This is a genomic window from Hydrogenophaga sp. UC242_50, assembly GCF_042697355.1.
In the GTDB taxonomy this organism is placed as follows: Bacteria; Pseudomonadota; Gammaproteobacteria; order Burkholderiales; family Burkholderiaceae_C; genus Hydrogenophaga.
The window spans coordinates 1,539,993-1,558,901 of record NZ_CP170553.1 but is presented as its reverse complement, the minus strand read 5'-3'; the positions used below and the strand labels follow the sequence as shown (position 1 = coordinate 1,558,901).

Sequence of the window (18,909 nt, the reverse complement as noted above, 5' to 3'; positions counted from 1 at the left end):
GTGAACGGTTCAGGACAACAGCGGCGCCAGCGCCGCCTGGATGCGCTGCTGCTGGGGCGTCGTGGTCATGGCCACCAGCAGTTGCCGAAAGCGCGGCGACTGCAGGCCCGAGCCGATGTACTGCCAGCGGTAGGCGCCCAGCAGGCCGGCGGCGAGGCGGGCGTCTTGTCCCGGCGCGAAGCGGCGCGGGTTGGTGTCGGTGAAATAACGCGCGTCGGCGGTGGCCTGTTGCCGCAGGATGCCGTCGATCGCGCCCAGCAGGCCGATCAGGTCGTCCACCGCCACGTCGCGCTCGCGCGGCGTGAGGCGCCCATGTTCGCGCTCCCACTCCAGCTCGTCGAGGATGGCGTGCTGCGACTCCTCCTTCCAGTGGAAGAGGAACACGTCCTTGTAGAGCCCGGCGATGTCTTCCATGGGCTGGATGCTCTGGCGGTAGTGCACCTGGGTGAACAGTTCGATGTGGCAGGTGAGCGCGAGCACCGCCCAGGTGGACGCCTCCAGCACCTGCGAGGCCACGGCGTTCGCGGTGGGCAGGAACTCGTAGCCTTCGGCCATGCCCGCCGCGGCCAGGCGCTCGACGCGGCGGAACAGCTCCTGGTGCTTGAGTTCCTCGTCGGTGAAGCGCACCAGCGCCTCCAGCGCGACCTGGTCGCCGAACCAGTGGTGGCGGCTGCACGAGAGCATCTGGATGCCGATGAAGCGCTCGACCAGGCCGAACATGTTGGCGTAGGTGCGGCCCTGCACCTGGCTCAGCCGCAGCTGCTCGGCGGGTTTCAGGAAATCGAGCCGGCTGATGCGCGAGAGCCCGTCGGGCAGGAAGGGTTTGCCGAAGTCGAGCCGGCGGGCGCGGATCACGTCGTGCTCGATGTCCCAGCGCACGCGGCGCGAGGCGGCGATGCAGTGGGCGTAGCGCTCGGTGTGGACGGTGGTGTGGGTCATGCGTCTGAGTTCCATGGGGAGGGGTTCATTCAATGAAGGTCAGCTCGCGCTCGGGTGCCTGCGCGGCCTCCAGCGCGGCCACGATGTCGAGCAGCCGCGCCTCGGCCGCGCGCCAGCCGGCCTCGAACAGGGCCGGCATGGCGGCGGTCTCCCACAGGCTGACCGGGCGCTCCAGGTCCAGCTCCAGGCCGATCAGCTTCTGCCCCCGGGCCTGCGCGGCCTCGGTGCGCGCCTGCATCAGGTTGTTGATGAGCGTGGTGCTGGTCTGCGCCACCAGGCGCGAGACGCGGTCCACCCGGCGCGGCAGGCCGCCGAAGAAACCGAGCGAGAGCACGACGCGCGCATCGGCCGCCGCCGCCAGGGGCAGCGGGTCGGAGAGCACGCCATCGACCAGGCGCCGCCCGCCGATGCGCACACTGGGGAACAGGATGGGCACCGCCATGCTGGCGCGCAGCGCGTCCACCAGGCGGCCTTGCGTGAGCACCACGGCCTGGCCGGTGGCGGCGTCGGTGGCGGCCACGCGCAGCGGCGTGGGCAGGTGCTCCAGGCGCGTGTCGCCGAAGGCGTTGCCGATGCGCTCGGCGATGAGGCGGTCGTCGCGCAGCGCGAAGCCCTCGCCAAAGCCCGCGAGCCTGGGCGCGATGAGCTGCAGGTAGGCGCGCCAGCGGCGCTGCTGCGTGAGCTCGGCCGACCACAGCGTGGTGGCCAGGCGCACGGCCTCTTCGCCGTGCATACCCTGTGCCACCTGCGCGCCGAACAGCGCGCCCGAGCTGCAGCCCACCACCAGATCGGGCCGGATGCCCTCGCGCGCCAGGCGCTCGGCGATGCCCAGCGCCGCGATGCTGCGCACACCGCCGCTGCCCAGCACCAGGGCCAGCCGATGGGGGAACGAGGAGAAAGACGGGTTCTGCATGCGCACCTCCTCAGTGCGCGAGGAAATCCACCACGCGGCGGATCACCTCGGGGTTGCGCGCCACGCGGTGGTGCCCCAGGCCGTGCGTGGCCTTGAACTGCGTGCAGGGCATCGCGGCAGCGAGCGAGAGCCCGTGCTCGAACGGAATCTCTTCGTCGGTCTCGTCGTGCACCAGCAGCGCGGGCAGGCCGGCCTGGCGCGCCATCTCCAGCACCGACATGCGGCCCCAGTCGAGCCGGCCGCCGTAGCGCTGCACGAAGAGCTCGCGCACGCGCCCCAGCACCTCGGGCGTGAGGCCGATGTGCCGCGCGAACATCTCGACGAACCAGTTGCAGTGGTTGAAGGAGCTGATGAGCACCAGCCGCGAGGTGCGCAGCGCCCCAGTCGCGCGCGGCGAACATCGCCATCGCGGCGCCGAAGGAATGGCCGATGACGGCGTGCAGCGGACCGGCGTGGCGCGCCACGGCCGCCACGGCGTTGGCGAACTCCACCATGTCGGTGCGGTGGCCCGACGAGCGCCCATGCGCCGGCGCATCGAAGGCCACCACGCGAAAGCCCGCGTTCAACAGCGGGCCCACCATGCGACCCAGGTGCATGGCGTTCGAGCCCCAGCCATGCACCAGCAGCACCGCCGGCCCCTGCCCCCACTCGTACACCGCGAGCTCACCCGCGCCGCACGGCAGGCGGCGCGGGCGCGTCTGCTCGCGCACCGCCAGCGGCCACTTGCCGAGCGCCGCGCGCGGCGGCGTGGCGAGCTGGCGGTAGGCCAGGCGCGCGGCCACGGCGGGCGCGCAGCGGCACAGCCAGCCGTAGGCGCGGCGCAGCGAGGGCGTGCCGCGCGTTTCGGCAAAACGGCCCAGACGCGGCGGGCGTGGGCTCGGCACCACGGCGGGGGCCGCGTGGGGCGATTCGAGATCGGGCGAGAACTGGTGTCTCATGGGGGTTCCTTCGGTCGGGCCCGCCACACGGGCGGCGTGGCAGGGTTTTGAATCTACCGACGCACCCCGTTCGCAACCACGTGAAATTGGTCATGCCCCGAAGGACATGGGCACGCGCCTACAGCCCTTGCAAGGCCGCGAGCAGCTGCGCGCTCGACACCGGTTTGATCAGCAGCGGCAGGCGGTGCCGCGCGGCCGATTCGCGCAAGGCCGCGTGCGTCTCGCCGCTGATGAGCAGCACGCGCTGGCCCCGCTCGCGCAGAGTCAGCGCGAGGTCCAGGCCCGAGGCCGCGTGCGGCAGCCGCACGTCGCAGATGCGCGCGTCGCCATACGCCGCCTGCGCCAGCGCCTCGGCCGCCGTCTCCACGTGCAGCACCTGCAGGCCCCAGCCCACGAGCTGGTCGCGCGTGGCGCCGGCCACCAGCGAGTCGTCTTCCACCAGCAGCACGCGCTCCACCGCGAACGCGGGCGAGGGCACGGCGTGCTCGGGCAGGGGCAGCAGCGCGCCCGGCATCGAATGCGCTTCGTGCGCCGGCGCCGGCGCGGCCTCGGGTGGTGGTTCGGCGCGCGGCAGGCTCACCGTCATGCAGCTGCCTTGCCCCAGCGCCGAGCGCACCGCGATGTCGCCGTTCATCAGCAGCGCGAGCCGCCGCGCGATCGCCAGCCCCAGGCCCAGGCCCTGGCGGCGGTCGCGCGCCTCGTTGTGCATCTGCACGAACTCTTCGAAGATGCGCGCCTGCGCCTCGGGCGCGATGCCCAGGCCCGCGTCGCGCACCTGCAGCCGCCAACACCCACCGTCACCCCGGCGCAGCGCCACCAGCACGGTGGCGCCGGCGGGCGAGAACTTGATGGCGTTGTCCATCAGGTTGGAGAGCACGCGCACCAGCATCAGCCCATCGGCCAGTGCGAAGGCCTCGGGGCGCACCAGCGCGACGAGGCGCACGCCCGCCGCCTCGGCCACGGCGCTGTGCTGGCGCACCAGGCTCGCCACCAGCGGCGCGAGTTCGGTGGGCCGCAGCTCGGCCTGCACCACGCCCGAGTCCATGCGCGTGAGGTCCAGCACCTGCGACAGCAGGTCGTCCAGCGCGCGCCACGACTGGCCGATGCCGTCGATGGCGCGCAGGGCCGCGCGGTCCTGCGCGCGCTCGGCCAGGCTCACCAGCGGCGCGAGGTACAGGCCGATGGCGTGCACCGGCTGGCGCAGGTCGTGGCTCACCGCCGCGAAGAAGCGCGACTTCGCCAGCCCCAGCGCCGCGATCGTGTCGGCCGCCGCCTCGGCGCGGCGCCGCTGCTCCACCTGGCGCATCACGCCGATCTCCTGCGCGCGCGAGAGGAACACCATGGTGATGGTCATGAGGATGCCGCCGATGCCCATCAGAACCAGCAGCGTGTGGCCGCCCAGGCCGTCGACGATCAGGCGCACCGAGGTCGGCAGCACCGCCAGGCACAGCGCGATGGTGGTGCGCACGACATCGCCGGTGAGGCGCACCGCGATCAGCGTGGCATTGCCCAGCAGGTAGCTCATGAGCACCGCGAGCATGGGCACGTTGTCGGGCACGTAGAGGAACCAGCAGGCGCTGCCCACGAAGGCCATCAGCACCCACATGTAGAGGCGGTACGCGCGCTGGCGGCGCGCCTTGGGCAGGGCGCGGAACGCCGGGCGGTTGACGTGCCACCAGCGCAGCAGGCCCATGCCCGCGATGACGGAGAACCACGCGGCCGGCTGCTGCCAGGGCAGGGCGGTGGCGAACATGAGCGCGCACAGCAGCTCGCAGGCGCGCAAGGCCCAGAGCGAGGCCACCGTGTGGGCGCTGTCCTCGGGGTCGGGCTGATCGTCCCGGCGCGCGCGGGGGGAAAGGGCGTCCCGGTGCATGCCGGCATCTTGCGCACCGGCGGGCCGCCTGTCTTCGCAATGCGCGCGCCAACGCCTGGCATGGCGTGCGAGGCCGTCAACGCCCCGTCATCAAAAGGTCGCACCGCTGTCATGGCAGGGCGGCAAGCTCGGCCCCGATCCGCGTCCATTGACCCCAACGAAGGCACCCTCTCATGAAGCTGCACCCCCCTGCCCTGCTCGCCCTGGCCGTCGCCAGCCTGAGCCTGTCCGCCCAGGCCCAGACCGCTTACCCGGCCACCCTCGCGGGCACGCCTTGCTGCCAGCGCAGACCCTGATCGCCGCGCCCAAGGACGCGCCGGCCGACCTGCGCGTCAGCGGCAAGTTCACCACCGACCGCCGCGTCGAGGCCATCGGCAGCGTGGAAGGCCTGTCCGCCGGCCGGCCCACGGGGGTGTCGCTGCCCTTCAAGGGCCAGCCTGTTCAGGGCCACTCAGGCATCAAGCGCATGGCCGACGGCAGCTACTGGCTGCTGACGGACAACGGCGCCGGCGCCAAGGCCAACTCGCCCGACTTCATGCTGTTCCTCAACCACTACCGGGTGGACTTCAAGAGCGGGCAGTTCAAGCGCCTGGGCACCGTGTTCCTGCACGACCCCGACAAGAAGGTGCCGTTCCGCATCGTGCACGAGGGCACGGCACAACGTTACCTGACGGGCTCGGACCTCGACACCGAGAGCTTCCAGATCGCGGACGGCCACTTCTGGATCGGCGACGAATTCGGCCCCTACCTGATCAAGGCCGACATGAAGGGCCGCGTGAAGGCGGTGTACGAAACCCAGGTGGATGGCAAGACCGTGGTTTCGCCCGACCACCCGGCGGTGAAGACGCCCGGTGCGCAGGGCGGCGAGGTCAAGTTCCAGGTGCGCCGTTCCAAGGGCTTCGAGGGCATGGCCTCATCGCCCGACGGCAGCAAGCTCTACCCCCTGCTGGAGGGTGCCGTGTGGGACGAGGCCACCAAGGCGCCGGAAGCCATCGACGGCAGGCAGTACCTGCGCGTGCTGGAGTTCGACGTGAAGACGGAGAAGTGGACCGGTCGCCACTGGAAGTACGTGCTGGAGGCCAACCACCACGCCATCGGCGACTTCAACATGATCAGCCCCACCGAAGGCCTGATCATCGAGCGCGACAACGGCGAAGGCACGGCCGACAAGGCCTGCCCGGAAGCCACGAAGCGCGCCGATTGTTTCCACGACCTGGCCAAGTTCAAGCGGGTCTACAAGGTGGAGCTGAACGAAGCCCACGTGGGCGGCCCCCTGCGCAAGATCGGCTACATCGACCTGATGAACATCGCCGACCCGAACCAGCTGGCCCGCAAGCCGCTGAACAACGGCGTGCTCACCTTCCCGTTCTTCACCATCGAGAACGTGGACATCGTCGATGCGCGGCACATCGTGGTGGGCAACGACAACAACCTGCCGTTCTCCAGCAGCCGCGACCCCAACAAGGCAGACGACAACGAGCTGGTGCTGCTCGAAGCGGGCGACTTCCTGTCGGCGCGCTGAGCCCGGCCCGAGCGGGCTTCACAGGCGGTCGGCGTCGAGCTGCGCCGCCTGCGTGCGGTTGGACACCTGCAGCGCCTTGAAGATCTCGCTCATGTGGTTCTTCACCGTGCCCTCGCTGATGCCCAGCGTGCGCGCAATGAGTTTGTTGCTCATGCCCTGGCGCAGCAGCTGGCGCACCTCTTCCATGCGCGGCGTGAGCACCACCTCGGGCCGCCGCGCTTCGGGGGCGCGGTGCGCGAAAGGCAGCTTTCGGCCCTGCAGCGCCGCGCCGATCGCGGCCATGATCTGCGCCGAGGGCGCGCTCTTGGGCACGAAGGCGTGAACGCTGGGAATCTCCAGCGTGCGCCGCACCACGTCGGGCGACGTGAGCGCCGAGATCACCACCAGCGGCAGGCCCGGGTGGCGGTGCGCGAGTTCGGCCAGGCGAAAACCGCGCTCCATGCCGGGCATGTTCAGGTCCACCAGGGCCAGCCCGGCCGCCGGGTGCGCCTGGGCCGCGCGCATCAGCGCGTCGCCATCGCCCACCTCCAGGCAGACCACCTCGCCGAGCAGGCCGGCCACGAGGCCGCGCATGCCGTCGCGCACCAGCGCGTGGTCGTCGGCGATCAGGACCGTGGTGGGTGGCGGGGTGTCGCAGCAGCGCGAAGGGGAGGAAGCGTCAAGGCACACACCGCCATCTTGCGCAGACTCAGGCCAGCTGTCTTCGCAAACCGCGCGCCAAGGCTTGGCAATGCGCGCGCGAAAAGCTCATTCAGGCCGTGCTCATGTGTTCAACGGCGTCGATGCCGGCCAATCCAGGGCCTGATCCGGTCGGTCCACCAGGAGCTGGCACAGCACGCGGGCCAGGGGTTTCTCCGAGGCGGTCTTGGGAATGGCATCCAAGGGCAGGACCTGCTGCAGGACCACGGGCCGGGTCAAGGCGGCGTGGAGCGCCGCGACAGCGGGTTCCCGCTGGACAGGCGCTCCCGGCTTGAAGACGACCGCCGCCACCACATCCGATTCGCCGGGAACGCGGGACGCGGCAGGCACACCGAACACGAAGACGTCGTCCACCAGCGCGGTTTCGGCCAGCGCCTTTTCAATGGCCGCGGCGTCGATGAAGTCGCCATTGCGGCGGATGCCGTGACCCAGGCGAAAGTCGAAGAACAGCCAGCCCTGCGCATCGGCGTGCACCACGTCGCCCGTCCACAGCCAGCCACCGCGGCACTTGGCTTCGGACGCGTCGGGGTCGTCCACATAGGACACCTGGAAAGGCGTGCCGTCCGAGGAGCGGATCAGCAGTTGGCCCCGCTCGCCGGGTGCCACGTCCTGCCCCGCGCCGTCCACGATGCGCGTGCTCAGTGAAGGTGGCGGCTGGCCGATGCTGCCGATGGGCCCGACCCCGGCGGGCTTCATCGTCAGGCCGCCCTCGGCGGTGCCGTAGAACTCCAGCAGGCTCACGCCGAAGCGGTGTTCGAAGTCGTTCCAGATGGCCGCCGGCATGCCGGCGGACACCACCAGGCGCACCTGGTGGTCGCGATCGGCCGGCGTCGCGGGGTCGCAGTAGATGGCGGTGGTCATGCCACCGAGCAAGGTCAGGCTGGTGCAGCGGTGTTCACGCACCGTGCGCCACATCCGGCGCTTGCTGAACCGCCGCGAGAAGACCACGGGCAGCCCGCGGACCAGGGCCGCGCCCAGGGTCACCAGCTGAGCGTTGGCGTGGGTCAGCGAGAGTCCGGAGTACAGCCTGTCGCCCGGGCCGTACCCGAAGGCCGTGGCGGCCATGCGGGCCGTGTCGGTGAACTTGCGGTGGCTGTACACGATGCCCTTGGGGTTCCCGGTGGTGCCCGAGGTGAAGAGGATCTGCATGTCCTCGTCGGCGGGGCGCCGAAGGGCGGCAAGCGCGGGCGACGCGGTGGCGGCGGGCAGGCTGTCGTAAGGCACCACGCCCGCGACCAGGGGCACGCCGGGGTGGCCGAGCACCGCCATCAAACGCAGGTCGGGGCAGGCGCCACGCACCGCCAGCGCTCCCTGCAGCGCTTCGGGCTCCGCGATCAGCAGCGAACAGCGCGTCTTGGTCAGCATGTAGGCCAGCCGCTCGGGGGGCGTGCGAGGGTCCATGGGCACCAGCGTGAGCCCGGTGAGGCCGCTGGCGACCAGCATCTCCACGAATTCCGGGTGGTTGGCGATGAGAAGGGCCACCCGTTCACCGGGGCGAAAACCTTGCTGGCTCAGGCCGGTGGCAAGGCGTGTGGCGGCCCGCCACAGCTGCGCATAGGTTCGGCGCTGGGTGCCTTCCTCCTCCTTCGCCGCGGCGTGGTCGACGAAGGTCAGGGCCAGATCGTCGCCGCGCTCGCGCGCCAAGGCTTCCACCAGATCGGCGATCGTGTGCGGGGTCGCGGGTGCCATGCTCAATCCGCCTTGATGCCTTTTTCCCGGATCAGCTTGCCCCACTGCGCGGATTCCTGGACGGTCAACTGGTCGAGCTCGCCGGGCATCGAGCCCTGGGGATCGATGCCCATGTCACCGAGCCGCTTGCGCAGTTCGGGTTCCTGCAGCGTGGCCTGGATGGCGCGGGACATCTGGTCCACCGCATTCGCCGGTGTGCCCGCGGGGGCCCAGACGGCGTTCCAGCCGGTGAGCTCAAAACCGGGCACCGTCTCCTTCAGGGTGGGAACTTCCGGCAGCGCGCTCATGCGGGTGCCCGTGGTGACCGCCAGGGCCTTCACCTTGCCACTGCGCACCAGCGGAACGGCCGAGGACTGCGTTTCGATCTTGACGTGGATCTGGTTGGCCATGAGGTCGGTGTTGGCCGCCGCGCTGGTGCGGTAGGGCACGTGCAGCAGATCGATGTCGGCGCGCTGCTTGAGCAGCTCCATGCCCAGGTGGGGCGCGCTGCCATTGCCGAAGGACGCATAGACCAGGGCGCCGGGATGGGCCCGCGCATGTTTGATCATGCCCGCCACGTCATCGAAAGGCACCGACGGGCTGGCGAGCAGCACATAGCCCCCCTTGGAGATCAGGCTCACCGGCGCGATGCCGCGCACCGGGTCGTAGGGGAGCTTGGCGTAGATGTGCGGATTCATGGTCATCAGCTGGTTGAATCCGAACAGAAAGGTGTAGCCGTCCGGTGGCGCGTTCAGGGCCTTGTCGGCCCCCAGGATGCCGGAGGCGCCCGGGGTCGGTTCGACCACGATGGGTTGGCCCAGGCGCCGTGCCAGCCGATCGCCGATCAGGCGCGCCATGACGTCCGGGCCGCTGCCCGGGCTGGCGGGCACCACCAGCCGGATGGGTTTGCTGGGCCAGGGGGTTTGTGCCCACAGGGGCGATGCCACCGCGAGGCTGGCCAGGCACGCCAGCGCGTGGCGGCGGGGGATGGGGGTTCGTTTCATGTCAGGGCTCCTTGGGGTGTTCAAGCTCGTCTCTGGCGGCCGGCGCCAAGGAGGGTGACGCAAGCGACGGCCTCCTCGTTCTCGATGAATCCGCCACCGTTCTCCGCGAGGGCCACGCGCGCACCCGCGACCTGTCGCGGGCCCGCCTGCCCGCGCAGCTGCTGCGTCAGCTCGGCGATCTGCATCAGACCGGTGGCGCCGATCGGATGGCCCTTGGATTCGAGTCCACCCGAGACATTGATGGGCAGCGATCCGCCGAGCGCCGTCGCGCCGGATTCGGCAAACACGCCCCCTTCGCCGCGGGCACAGAAACCCAGCGCCTCGGTCTGGAGGATTTCGCCGAACGCGGTGGCATCGTGGACCTCGGCCACGTCCACGTCCTCGGGCCCGATGCCCGCGCCTTCGTAGGCGGCCAGGGCGGCCCGGCGCGTGATGGCGAGGTCCACGTCGTCGTCGTGGCGGGGAAGACCGCTCACCAGTTGGCAAGCCAGCACATCGACGGGTGCCACGCCGGACAGGCGCCGCAGTCCCGCCGCGTTGCAGACGAGCACGGCCGCGGCCCCGTCCCCGATCGGCGCGCACATCGGCAGCGTCAGGGGGTCGGCGATGGCACGGGCGGCCAGCACCTCGTCGATGGACCACGCATCGCGGTATTGCGCGAGCGGGTTGTGCACCGAGTGCGCGTGGTTCTTGGCCGCCACGGCCGCCAGCTGGCGTTGCGTCAGGCCGTGGCGCTGCATGTGGTTCACGGCCAGCGCCGCGTAGATGTCCATGAAGACACTTCGCTGCGGCGAAGAAGCCGCCGGGTCGGCCGGCGCGCCGGCCGCGCCTTTCAGGCGCTCCAGGTAGGCCAGCAGCTCGCCCTGGCGGGTCACATCGAAGCCGCCGCCGAAGATCTCGAAGGACTTGGACTTGTTCGCGTCGTACAGCTTCTCGGCCCCCACCGCGAGCGCCATGTCGGCGCTGCCGCTGCACACGCTCTGGCACGCCAGCCAGAAGGCCGTCGAGGCGCTGGCACAGGCGTTCTCGACGTTGACGATGGGCACCCCGGCGATGCCGAGTTCGCGCAGCACGACCTGGCCGGCCACCATGTGCTGGCCTTGCAGGTAGGAGGCCGCCACGTTGGAAAAGTACGCCATCTGCACCTGCGCCCCGGTGGCCCCGGCATCCGCCAGCGCCGCGCGCACCGCCGTGGCGGTGAGCTGGTGCAGCGTGGCATCGGCGAACTTGCCGGTCGGTGTCATGCCGACGCCCACGATGTAGACGGCAGAGTTCATGCTCCGCCTTTCAGGGCAGCGCCGGACGCGACGATGGTGTTCTCCAGAATGCCGATGTGCTCGGCCTCCAGCTCGATGCGGTCCCCGGGCTGCAGCAGCCGGCCGGTCTCCACGCCACAACCCCGCGCGAAGGTGCCCGAGGCGAACACCTCCCCGGCGTGCAAGGTGCAGGACCGGCTGGCGTAGGCGATCAGGTCCTCGAAGCCGATTTCCATGCTGGCCGTGCTGTCCACGGTCTGCGTCTCCCCGTTGAGCCGCGAGGTCACGCGCAGCTGGTACAGGTCGGGCAGCTCGTCCAGCGTGACGATGCAAGGGCCCAGCGCGTAGGCGCCATCGAAGTCCTTGCTCTTGCCCGCGGGCTGGCCTTCGGCCGCCTGCACGTCGCGGGCCGTGAAGTCGTTGAACAGGGTCACGCCCAGGATGAAATCGCGCGCCCGGTGCTGGGGAATGTCCCTGCCCGTGCGCCCCAGAACGATGGCGAGTTCCAGCTCGTAGTCGAGTTTCTGCGCGAAGGCGGGCCATTCGATGGCCTGGCCGGGCCCGGCCAGGTTCAAGGGGTTGGCGGTGTAGAAGCGCGGCACGCTGAACCAGTTGGCGGGCAGATCCAGCTGGCCTTCCTGGCGCGCCGCTTCCAGGGCCGCCGCGGGATCCGGGCTGGCCTGCGCGCGTTGGCGCGCGCGCATTGCCAGGAAGAATTTCGGGTGCGCCGTCATCGTGCCCCAGTCGCGCATCAGGGGTGGGCGTTCGAGCGGGGTCAACAACCCATAACCACCGGGTGGCACTTCGTTCGGATGCCCGGGGCGGTGGGCCTCGGCATCCCGGCGCGCCTGCGCGAGCGCGTCTTCGCCTGCCGCGATCAGGGCGGCCATGGACGAAAAGCGGGCGTCGCCCGCATGCCGGCTGGTCAGGCACAGGAGGGCGCCATCGCCCTGGAGAACGCCGAGCCGGGGCGGCTGCGTGGGCGCGGATCGGTAGGTGACGAGTTTCATGGCGTCTTCAGGAGGTCGGGAAGGAAGGCGACGGCGCGGGCCGGTGCCGCGCTGGTGCGCGCCAGCTTGATCGGAAAGAAGCCGACGTGGAAACCGCTGGCCGGCAGCGCTTCCAGGTTGCAGAGCTGCTGGACGATGAAGGCTTCGCACTCCGTGATGGCCTTGTGCGCGTCCCACAGATACCGGCGGTCGCCGGTGCGGTGGAAATCGGCCGCCATCGTGGGAAACGGCCGATCCCAACCCACGGCGTCGGTGCCCAGCACCTTGGCGCCCAGGCCGGTGAGATGGAGCGTGCTTTCGCGCGTCATGCCCGGGTACTGGAAAAAACCCGGCTCCCCGATCCGGAAGCGCTCCTGCCCCGTGCGCAGCAGCACCGCGTGGCCGGCGATGTCGCCCACGCCGGCCACGCCCAGGGCCTCGTTCAGCATGGCGGGGGTGATCGCGCCACAAGGCTCGACCATGGCGCGCAAGTCGAGCACGACGCCCGGGCAATAGAGCTCGTCCAGGGCAATCTGATCGATCGTCCGGGCCGGTTGGCCCGCGCAGCGGGAGCCGCTGTGCATCGGCGCGTCCACGTGCGTGCCACAGTGCGAGGACATGTCGGTCAGGACTTCCGATCCCCAGCCCTCCCCGTCCGGGAGGTCTTCGTGGGTGCAGCCGAAAAACGCGCAGAAGCGGTCCTTGCCTTCGGCTTCGTGGGGGCGCTGGTATTCGATCCGGGGAGCGACAACGCCGGCCGCTGCACTGAGCGCGGGCGGCAGAAGGTCTCGGTCCTGGGGATCCAACAAGGTGCTGAGGTCGATGAGTTTCATGTTTATACGTCCGTGTAATTTGAGTTTATACGCACGTATGACTTCATGTCAACAGGCACAATGGCCGAACCGATTTGAGCGCTCGACGGCGGGCGCGGGAGAGCACATGGCCACGAAAAAGTTGAGTCCGACTGGCAGGCGCCCACGCGCCGAGGCCGTGGGCGAATCAGAACGCCCCAACACGCAGGCGCTGATCCTGGACGCGGCGGAGCAGCTGTTCGCGGCCCAGGGCTATGGCGGGACGAGCATTCGCCAGATCGCGGAAGCCGCCGGGGTCAACCTAGGCATGTTCCATTACTACTGGGGTTCCAAGCAGGCGCTGTGTCGCGCCGTGCTGGAGCGCCGCCTCGGGCCCATCATGGCGGAGCGCATGGCCCGGCTCTCGTCCGCCGTGGAGACGAACGCCCCCATCGAGGACCTGCTGCTGGCCGCCATGGAGCCGTCGCTGCGTGTGGCGGGCGCCGCCGCGGAGCAGCGCGACGCGTTCCGGAGCTTCTATGGCCGCATGCTGGCCGACCCATCCCCCCGACGTGCGGGAAGCGATGGGATCGATCGTGGACGGGTTCGCCAAGGACTTCATGCAGGAGCTGCATCGGCGTTGCACGCACCTCGACGACAAGGAGTTCTACTGGCGCATGGTGTTTCTCTTTGGCGCCTTCTTCTACGCCCACAACGCCCACGACCGGATCCTGACGCTGCTGGGTGCGGAGTTCACCGCCCCACCGATTGAAGATGCCGCGAAGTACCTGGTGCGCTTTGTCGTGGGCGGCCTGCAGGCCACGCCGCTGGCATAGCCTGCCCGGGCCGTGCCCGGCTTCCTGAGCACAAGCCGCTCAATCGATTCGCTTCTGTTCATATTCCCGCGATATTGTTCGTTTTGATCAAAACGCTGGATACTGGCAGCCGTCCCAATCAGGAGGCAGTTCCACCATGCTCACGGAGTGGTCCACCGACAGCGTGCCGGCCGCCACGCGCTTCGACGAATGGCGCGAGGCGTGTTGCGAGCACGTGTACGCGCTGACGCCGCAGCGCCAGCCGGCGGTGCACCCGCGCCCACCCTTCCATGGCGCGATCGCGCGGCGCCACCTGGGCGCGCTGGACGTGACCGACATCGTCTGCGACGGCCACCTGGTGCAGCGCCGTGAACAGGACATCGATGAGTGCCCGGGCGACACCTACTACGTGTACCTGCAGCGGCAGGGCCGCGCGTGGTTCGAGCAGCAGGGCCAGCGCTGTGTGGCCGAGGCCGGCGACATCGTGATCGCCGACCCCAACCTGGCCTTTCGCACCGGCACCGACGGGGTGTTCGATTTCCGCCTCTGGCGCATCGAGCGCGCGCGGCTGCACCCCTTGCTGGCGCTGCGCTCGGGTGAGCGGCTGCCCATGCACCACATCGACCGCGCGCACACCGAGCGCGAGCTGATCGCGAACTGGCTCGACGGCCTGTTGCGGCACCACGCGGGGCTTTCCGCCACGAGCCGGGACATGGCCCTGGGCACGCTGTGCGCGCTGGTGGCGGGTGCGGTGGGTGCGGGTCCCGATCAGCACGAGCCCACGCGGCTGGCGCGGCGGCGCGCGCTGTTGCTGCGCGTGCAGCAGCAGGTGGAGCAGCGCTCGAGCGAGATGGACTTGACGCCCGAGCGCGTGGCGCGGGCGTTCGGCGTGTCGCTGCGCACGCTGCACCAGCTGTTCGCGCTGTCGGACGGCAGTTTTCACGAATACCTCACGCGCGCCCGGCTGACGCGCGCGCGCACGCGCTGTTGCGCGACCCGGCGTCGCGCCACCTGGGCACGGCCGAGATCGGTTTCGCGGCGGGCTTTGGCGAGGTGTCGACCTTCTACCGGCGCTTCAAGCAGCGCTATGGCGTGGCGCCGGGGGAGTTCCGCGCGGGCTGAACGGCCCGCAGGCCGGTCAAGTTCACCCGGGAGCGGCCGATACAAGAGGCATCTTTTCTCCCCGCTTGGAAGCCCCATGGACGTTTCTCCCGCCGCCCTTGTTCACGCCGTCGCCGACATGAAGCGCGATCAGGTCACCAGCGAAGTGCAGATCCAGGTGCTGAAGAAGGCGCAGGACATCCAGTCGTCCAGCGCCATGGCGATGCTCAACGCCTTGCCGGCCGCCCTGCCGCTGGCCAGCGGCGGCTCGCTGGGCACGCAGGTCAACGCGCTGGTCTGAGCGCCCGGCTCAGGCCGCTCCGCTCGTCGCGGCCTGCCGCATCAACTCGATGAAGCGCTTGGCACCGAGGCCCATGGGCCGGTCGGTGTGCCACACCACGTCCACCCACACGCGCAGCTGGTTGCTGATGTTGTTGAAGCGGATTTCCGTCAGCGTGCCGGCCGCCACCATGGGCGCGATGAGGCTGCGCGGCAGGTAGGCCCAGCCCAGGCCGGCCTGCACCAGGCTGAGCGTGGCGAGGTGGCTGTCGGTGCGCCAGATGTGGCGCGAGAGCAGCAGGCGGGGGTCGCGCCCGCGCGGGTCGCGGCTGACCACGGCGATCTGGCGGATGTCGATCAGGTCGTTCAGCTGCAGCTGGCCCTGGCGCGCCCGCACCTCGGGGTGAGAAGGTGAAATCACCGCCACCAGGATTTCCTGACCCAGTTCCTGAAAGCCTTCGCGCTCATCGGTGCCCGGGCGCTCGAACACGAGCGCGAGCTGCGCGTCGCCCGCGTGCAGCATGCGCAGCGCATCGGCCTGCGGGGCGGACAGCACTTCGACGATGAGCGCGGGGAACTCGGCTGCGCAGCACGGCCAGCGGCTGGCTCCAGGGTGCGGACAGCAGCTCGGGCGCGATGGCGATGGTGAGCTGGCGCTCCAGCCCCTGGTGCAGGCCTTCGGCGTGCGCCTGCAGCTGGCGCAGCTGGCTGGCGAGCTGCCGGGCCTGCGGCTCCAGCGCGCGCGCCACGTCGGTGGGTCTGGGTTCGCGCGCGCTGCGGTCGAACAACACGAGATCGAGCTCGGCTTCCAGGTGGGCAATGGTCATGCTCACGGCCGAGGGCACGCGCCCGAGCTGACGCGCGGCGGCCGAAAACGAGCCGGCGTCGAGCACCGCGAGGAAGACGCGCACGTTGTCGCTGGAAAAGGCCATGGCGGCTAACTTATCAGATTTTCTGAAAGTATCTGACTTTTATCGTCAGCCAAGCCGACTTACCATGCGCTCATTGCCTCAGCCACACCGGCCCGGAGGCCAGGGAAATCGGAGTTCCGCCATGCAAGGCATCAAACGCAAAGTCGTCTACATCACCCTCTACGAGATCATCGCCATCACCATGTCCACCACGGGCCTGGCCCTGCTGTCGGGCGCCAACATGGGCCACGCGAGCGTGGCGGCCATTGCCGCCTCGGCCATCGCGGTGATCTGGAACCTGGTCTACAACACCTTGTTCGAGCGCTGGGAGGCGCGCCAAGCCAGGCGCGGGCGCAGTGTGCTGCGCCGCGTGGCGCACGCCATCGGTTTCGAAGGGGGCCTGGTGATCACGCTGGTGCCGCTGTTCGCCTGGTGGCTGGACATCTCGCTCTGGCAGGCCTTCGTGCTGGACCTGGGCCTGATCGTGTTCTTCCTGGTCTACACCTTCGTGTTCAACCTGGCGTTCGACAAGATCTTCGGCCTGCCGGCCTCGGCCCAGCCCGCGCCGCAGGGCGCCTGAAGCAACGCCCACCAGAGGCATCGAGGGTCCGGCTTCGCCGGCCCAAGATGCCGTCCCCCCTCGAAGCGCCGAAGGCGCGCCACGGAAGGGGGAAGCCGCGCAGCGGCGCAGGGGGGTGCTTCTAGATCGTCTTGAAATCGCCGCTGCGGCCCAGGCCGGCGGCGAAGCGGCCCGCGCCGTCGGCGCCCTGCTCCCAGTGCGCCTCCACGCCGTTGTGCCATTCACGGCGCATGGCTTCGCGCAGGGGCAGGCCGTAGGTTTCGTGCACGGTGCGGCGGTCGGCGCGCACAGCGGCCTGCGGGAAGCGCGCGATCTCCTGCGCCATGGCCTCGGCGGCCGCGCGCGCACCGCCCTCGCCCACCACCTTCTCGCACATGCCGATGGCCAGCGCTTCGGTGGCCGGCACCTTGCGGCCGGTGAGGATGATTTCCATCGCGCGGCCCTGGCCCACGAGCCGGGGCAGGCGCACGGAGCCGCCGTCCAGCAGGGGGATGCCCCAGCGCCGGCAGTAGACGCCGAAGTAGGCGGTGTCGGCCATGACGCGGATGTCGCACCACAGCGCGAGCTCCATGCCGCCGGCGACGGCCGGGCCTTCCACGGCGGCGATGACGGGTTTGGAGAGTTCGAGCCGCGTGGGCCCGAGCGGGCCGCGCGGCGCGTCGTTGGCGCCCATGGGGAAGGCCAGGCCGCGCGAGATGTCGGCGTCGAACTTCTCGCGGTCGTTCAGGGTGCTGGCGTACTTCAGGTCCCAGCCGGCGCAGAAGGCGCCGCCCTCGCCCCAGAGCACGGCCACGGAGGCGCTTGAGTCCTTGTCGAAGGCCTGCAGCGCGGCCACGAGGGCATCGGCGCTCTCGGGGTCCATCGCGTTGCGCGCTTCGTCAAACCGGCTGTGGACGATGGTCCAGACCGGGCCGTTCTTTTCGGTTCGCACTGCCATGTGTCATGTCTCCTGCTGTCCGGCGGCGCGCCGGCGGGTGGTCAATGAATGCTCGATGAGCTGCCTGGGGGAAAGCTTGGCGAATTGCAGGCGCCCGGCCTGGTGCAGCACCAGCGTGCCGATGAGCTGCGCGAAGGTGGCCATGGCCTCGGCGTCGGGCGGGCTGTGGCGGCTGCGCCGGGCGTGCGGCGAGAGCAGCACCAGGGTGTCCATCAGCGCCTTGTTGAGCGCGAGGTCGTGTTCCTTGCCGACGCCGAGTTTCTTCAGGCCGTTGAAGGCGTAGAGGCCGAGGTTCACCTCGTAGGGGCGCGCGAGGTAGTGGTCGAGAAAGGCCTTGGCGGCGCGCTCGTGCGGCAGGCCCGCGCCCGCGCCGCTGGCGGCGGCGGACACGTGGGCGTGCAGGTCGGCCAGCGAGGTGGCGAGCAGCTCGGCGTAGATCAGCTCCTTGCTCGCGAACAGCGGGTAGATGGCGCCGGTGGTGCAGCCGGCGCGCTGCGCGATCTGGCGCATGGTGGCGCCCTGCAGGCCCTCTTCGCCAAACACCTCGCTCGCGGCGGCGAGGATGGCCAGGCGCTTCATGTCGCGCACGCTGGACGCCCAGGGGCCGGTGGAACTCGATGGGGGAGGGTTCATGTATCAACGGTACGTTTCAGTAACGTTGTTATATTACCGCCGAAAAAAGAGCCGCGCAAGGGCCGCGCGGCGGGTGGGGTGGGCTCAGGCGTCGAGCACGAGGCGGCCCGAGCGGCAGCGCGAGACGCAGACCATCATGGACTTGTTGGCCGCGCGCTCCTGCTGGGTGAGGATGAGGTCGTGGTGCTCCACGTCGCCCGAGATGACCTTGGTCTCGCAGGCGCCGCACACGCCTTCGCGGCAGCTGTGGTCCAGGGTCACGCCGGCGTCGAGCAAGGCGTCGAGCAGCACCACGCCGGGCGCGACCTGCACGGTCTTGCCGGACTTGCGCAGTTCCACGCTGTAGCCCACCGCGGCCGTGGTGTCGGCCACGGGCGCGCCGGCGGCGAAGCGTTCCAGGTGCACGTTCGCCTGGCCCAGTTGCGCGCAGGCGCGTTCGTAGGCGTCGAGCATGGGCGCGGGGCCGCAGGCGTAGAAGTGGGTGTCCTTGGCGTGGCCGTCGAGCAGTTGCACGAGGTCGGGTGGCCCGCCGTGTTCGTCGTCGAAGTGGCAGCGCAGCGACAGCGCGGGGTGCGCCCGCACCAGGGCCTCGATGTCGGCCACGAAGGCCGCTTCCTTGCGGCTGCGCGCGCAGTAGATGAGCCAGGCCGGGCGCTGCAGTTCGGCCAGGCGCTGGAGCATGGCGAACACCGGTGTGACGCCGATGCCGCCGGCCAGCAGCACGCTGCGCGGCGCGTCTTCCTGCAGCCGGAAGTGGTTGCGCGGCGCACCGATGGCGATGACCTGGCCCACGCGCAGCTGCTCGTGCACGTAGCGCGAGCCGCCCCGGCTGTGCCGGTCGTTGAGCACGGCGACCACGCAGCGGTGGCTCTCGCCCGGGTTGGTGAGCGAGTAGCTGCGCACCAGGCCATTGCCCAGGTGCAGGTCGATGTGGGCACCGGCCTCCACCACGGGGAAGGCGGTGCACGGCGCCACGGGACGCAGCTCGACGCTGACGATGCCCGTGGCCTCGTGCCGGAGGTTGTGGACCAGGGCCTGCAAGGTGGGAGACGACATGCCAG

The 18,909-nt window shown here is 70.2% G+C and carries 16 protein-coding genes and 5 pseudogenes; 6 read left to right on the top strand and 15 right to left on the bottom strand.

The genetic code is table 11. The features are described from left to right. Positions 1-9: 9 nt before the first annotated feature. From ACFJGX_RS08035 to ACFJGX_RS08015, 5 genes and pseudogenes are all read right to left on the bottom strand, one after another. Positions 10-939, bottom strand: a complete 930-nt coding sequence (locus ACFJGX_RS08035; RefSeq protein ID WP_382322078.1) for a hypothetical protein — start codon at positions 937-939, stop codon at positions 10-12. A gap of 25 nt (positions 940-964) precedes the next feature. Further along, a complete protein-coding gene (locus ACFJGX_RS08030; RefSeq protein WP_382328168.1) occupies positions 965-1,852 on the bottom strand; it encodes a patatin-like phospholipase family protein in 888 nt (295 codons plus the stop codon). Between the two features lie 10 nt (positions 1,853-1,862). Then, positions 1,863-2,210, bottom strand: coding sequence for a hypothetical protein (locus tag ACFJGX_RS08025; protein WP_382328166.1), 348 nt, complete (start codon positions 2,208-2,210; stop codon positions 1,863-1,865). A 79-nt stretch (positions 2,211-2,289) separates the two neighbouring features. Next, positions 2,290-2,433, bottom strand: a pseudogene (locus tag ACFJGX_RS08020) (alpha/beta hydrolase); the annotation flags it as partial. A gap of 475 nt (positions 2,434-2,908) precedes the next feature. Beyond that, positions 2,909-4,663 (bottom strand): ATP-binding protein, encoded by a 1,755-nt coding sequence (locus ACFJGX_RS08015; RefSeq protein ID WP_382328164.1) that lies wholly within the window; start codon positions 4,661-4,663, stop codon positions 2,909-2,911. A gap of 173 nt (positions 4,664-4,836) precedes the next feature. Here ACFJGX_RS08015 and ACFJGX_RS08010 point away from each other — a divergent pair. Further along, positions 4,837-6,185 (top strand): annotated as a pseudogene (locus tag ACFJGX_RS08010) (esterase-like activity of phytase family protein). A gap of 18 nt (positions 6,186-6,203) precedes the next feature. Here the strand turns inward: ACFJGX_RS08010 and ACFJGX_RS08005 are convergent. The 6 genes from ACFJGX_RS08005 to ACFJGX_RS07980 all read right to left on the bottom strand — a co-directional run bounded on the left by ACFJGX_RS08005 (position 6,204) and on the right by ACFJGX_RS07980 (position 12,634). Then, positions 6,204-6,854: a response regulator transcription factor gene (locus tag ACFJGX_RS08005; protein WP_382153834.1), complete on the bottom strand. Its 651-nt coding sequence runs from the start codon at positions 6,852-6,854 to the stop codon at positions 6,204-6,206. Between the two features lie 93 nt (positions 6,855-6,947). Continuing rightward, positions 6,948-8,573 (bottom strand): class I adenylate-forming enzyme family protein, encoded by a 1,626-nt coding sequence (locus tag ACFJGX_RS08000; RefSeq protein WP_382322081.1) that lies wholly within the window; start codon positions 8,571-8,573, stop codon positions 6,948-6,950. Positions 8,574-8,575: 2 nt separating this feature from the next. After that, on the bottom strand, positions 8,576-9,556 hold the full coding sequence (locus tag ACFJGX_RS07995) for a Bug family tripartite tricarboxylate transporter substrate binding protein (RefSeq protein ID WP_382322082.1): 981 nt from the start codon (positions 9,554-9,556) through the stop codon (positions 8,576-8,578). A gap of 20 nt (positions 9,557-9,576) precedes the next feature. Continuing rightward, complete coding sequence (locus ACFJGX_RS07990; RefSeq protein ID WP_382322083.1) at positions 9,577-10,833, bottom strand: thiolase family protein; 1,257 nt, start codon at positions 10,831-10,833, stop codon at positions 9,577-9,579. Beyond that, positions 10,830-11,822, bottom strand: coding sequence for a fumarylacetoacetate hydrolase family protein (locus ACFJGX_RS07985; protein ID WP_382322084.1), 993 nt, complete (start codon positions 11,820-11,822; stop codon positions 10,830-10,832). The genes ACFJGX_RS07990 and ACFJGX_RS07985 overlap by 4 nt, the downstream gene beginning before the upstream one ends. Beyond that, the gene (locus ACFJGX_RS07980) at positions 11,819-12,634 is read right to left on the bottom strand and encodes a cyclase family protein (RefSeq protein ID WP_382322085.1); all 816 of its coding nucleotides are present in this window, start codon (positions 12,632-12,634) and stop codon (positions 11,819-11,821) included. The genes ACFJGX_RS07985 and ACFJGX_RS07980 overlap by 4 nt, the downstream gene beginning before the upstream one ends. Between ACFJGX_RS07980 and ACFJGX_RS07975 the strand changes: the two are divergent. The 4 genes and pseudogenes from ACFJGX_RS07975 to ACFJGX_RS07960 all read left to right on the top strand — a co-directional run. Next, positions 12,624-12,908, top strand: a pseudogene (locus ACFJGX_RS07975) (TetR/AcrR family transcriptional regulator); the annotation flags it as partial. The gene ACFJGX_RS07980 and the pseudogene ACFJGX_RS07975 sit on opposite strands and share 11 nt — an antisense overlap. Positions 12,909-13,176: 268 nt before the next feature. After that, a complete protein-coding gene (locus ACFJGX_RS07970) occupies positions 13,177-13,428 on the top strand; it encodes a hypothetical protein (protein WP_382328162.1) in 252 nt (83 codons plus the stop codon). Between the two features lie 136 nt (positions 13,429-13,564). Next, positions 13,565-14,095 (top strand): annotated as a pseudogene (locus ACFJGX_RS07965) (hypothetical protein); the annotation flags it as partial. A gap of 41 nt (positions 14,096-14,136) precedes the next feature. Further along, the gene (locus ACFJGX_RS07960) at positions 14,137-14,529 is read left to right on the top strand and encodes a helix-turn-helix domain-containing protein (RefSeq protein ID WP_382328640.1); all 393 of its coding nucleotides are present in this window, start codon (positions 14,137-14,139) and stop codon (positions 14,527-14,529) included. Positions 14,530-14,818: 289 nt separating this feature from the next. Here the strand turns inward: ACFJGX_RS07960 and ACFJGX_RS07955 are convergent. After that, positions 14,819-15,719, bottom strand: a pseudogene (locus ACFJGX_RS07955) (LysR family transcriptional regulator). A gap of 121 nt (positions 15,720-15,840) precedes the next feature. On the opposite strand from ACFJGX_RS07955, the gene ACFJGX_RS07950 reads away from it, so the two are divergent. Continuing rightward, positions 15,841-16,278, top strand: coding sequence for a PACE efflux transporter (locus ACFJGX_RS07950; RefSeq protein WP_382322088.1), 438 nt, complete (start codon positions 15,841-15,843; stop codon positions 16,276-16,278). A gap of 121 nt (positions 16,279-16,399) precedes the next feature. Here ACFJGX_RS07950 and ACFJGX_RS07945 read toward each other — a convergent pair whose 3' ends face one another. From ACFJGX_RS07945 to ACFJGX_RS07935, 3 genes are all read right to left on the bottom strand, one after another. Beyond that, a complete protein-coding gene (locus tag ACFJGX_RS07945) occupies positions 16,400-17,215 on the bottom strand; it encodes a crotonase/enoyl-CoA hydratase family protein (protein ID WP_382322089.1) in 816 nt (271 codons plus the stop codon). A gap of 3 nt (positions 17,216-17,218) precedes the next feature. Beyond that, positions 17,219-17,848, bottom strand: a complete 630-nt coding sequence (locus ACFJGX_RS07940; RefSeq protein WP_382322090.1) for a TetR/AcrR family transcriptional regulator — start codon at positions 17,846-17,848, stop codon at positions 17,219-17,221. Between the two features lie 84 nt (positions 17,849-17,932). Further along, complete coding sequence (locus ACFJGX_RS07935) at positions 17,933-18,904, bottom strand: PDR/VanB family oxidoreductase (RefSeq protein WP_382322091.1); 972 nt, start codon at positions 18,902-18,904, stop codon at positions 17,933-17,935. Positions 18,905-18,909 lie beyond the last annotated feature (5 nt).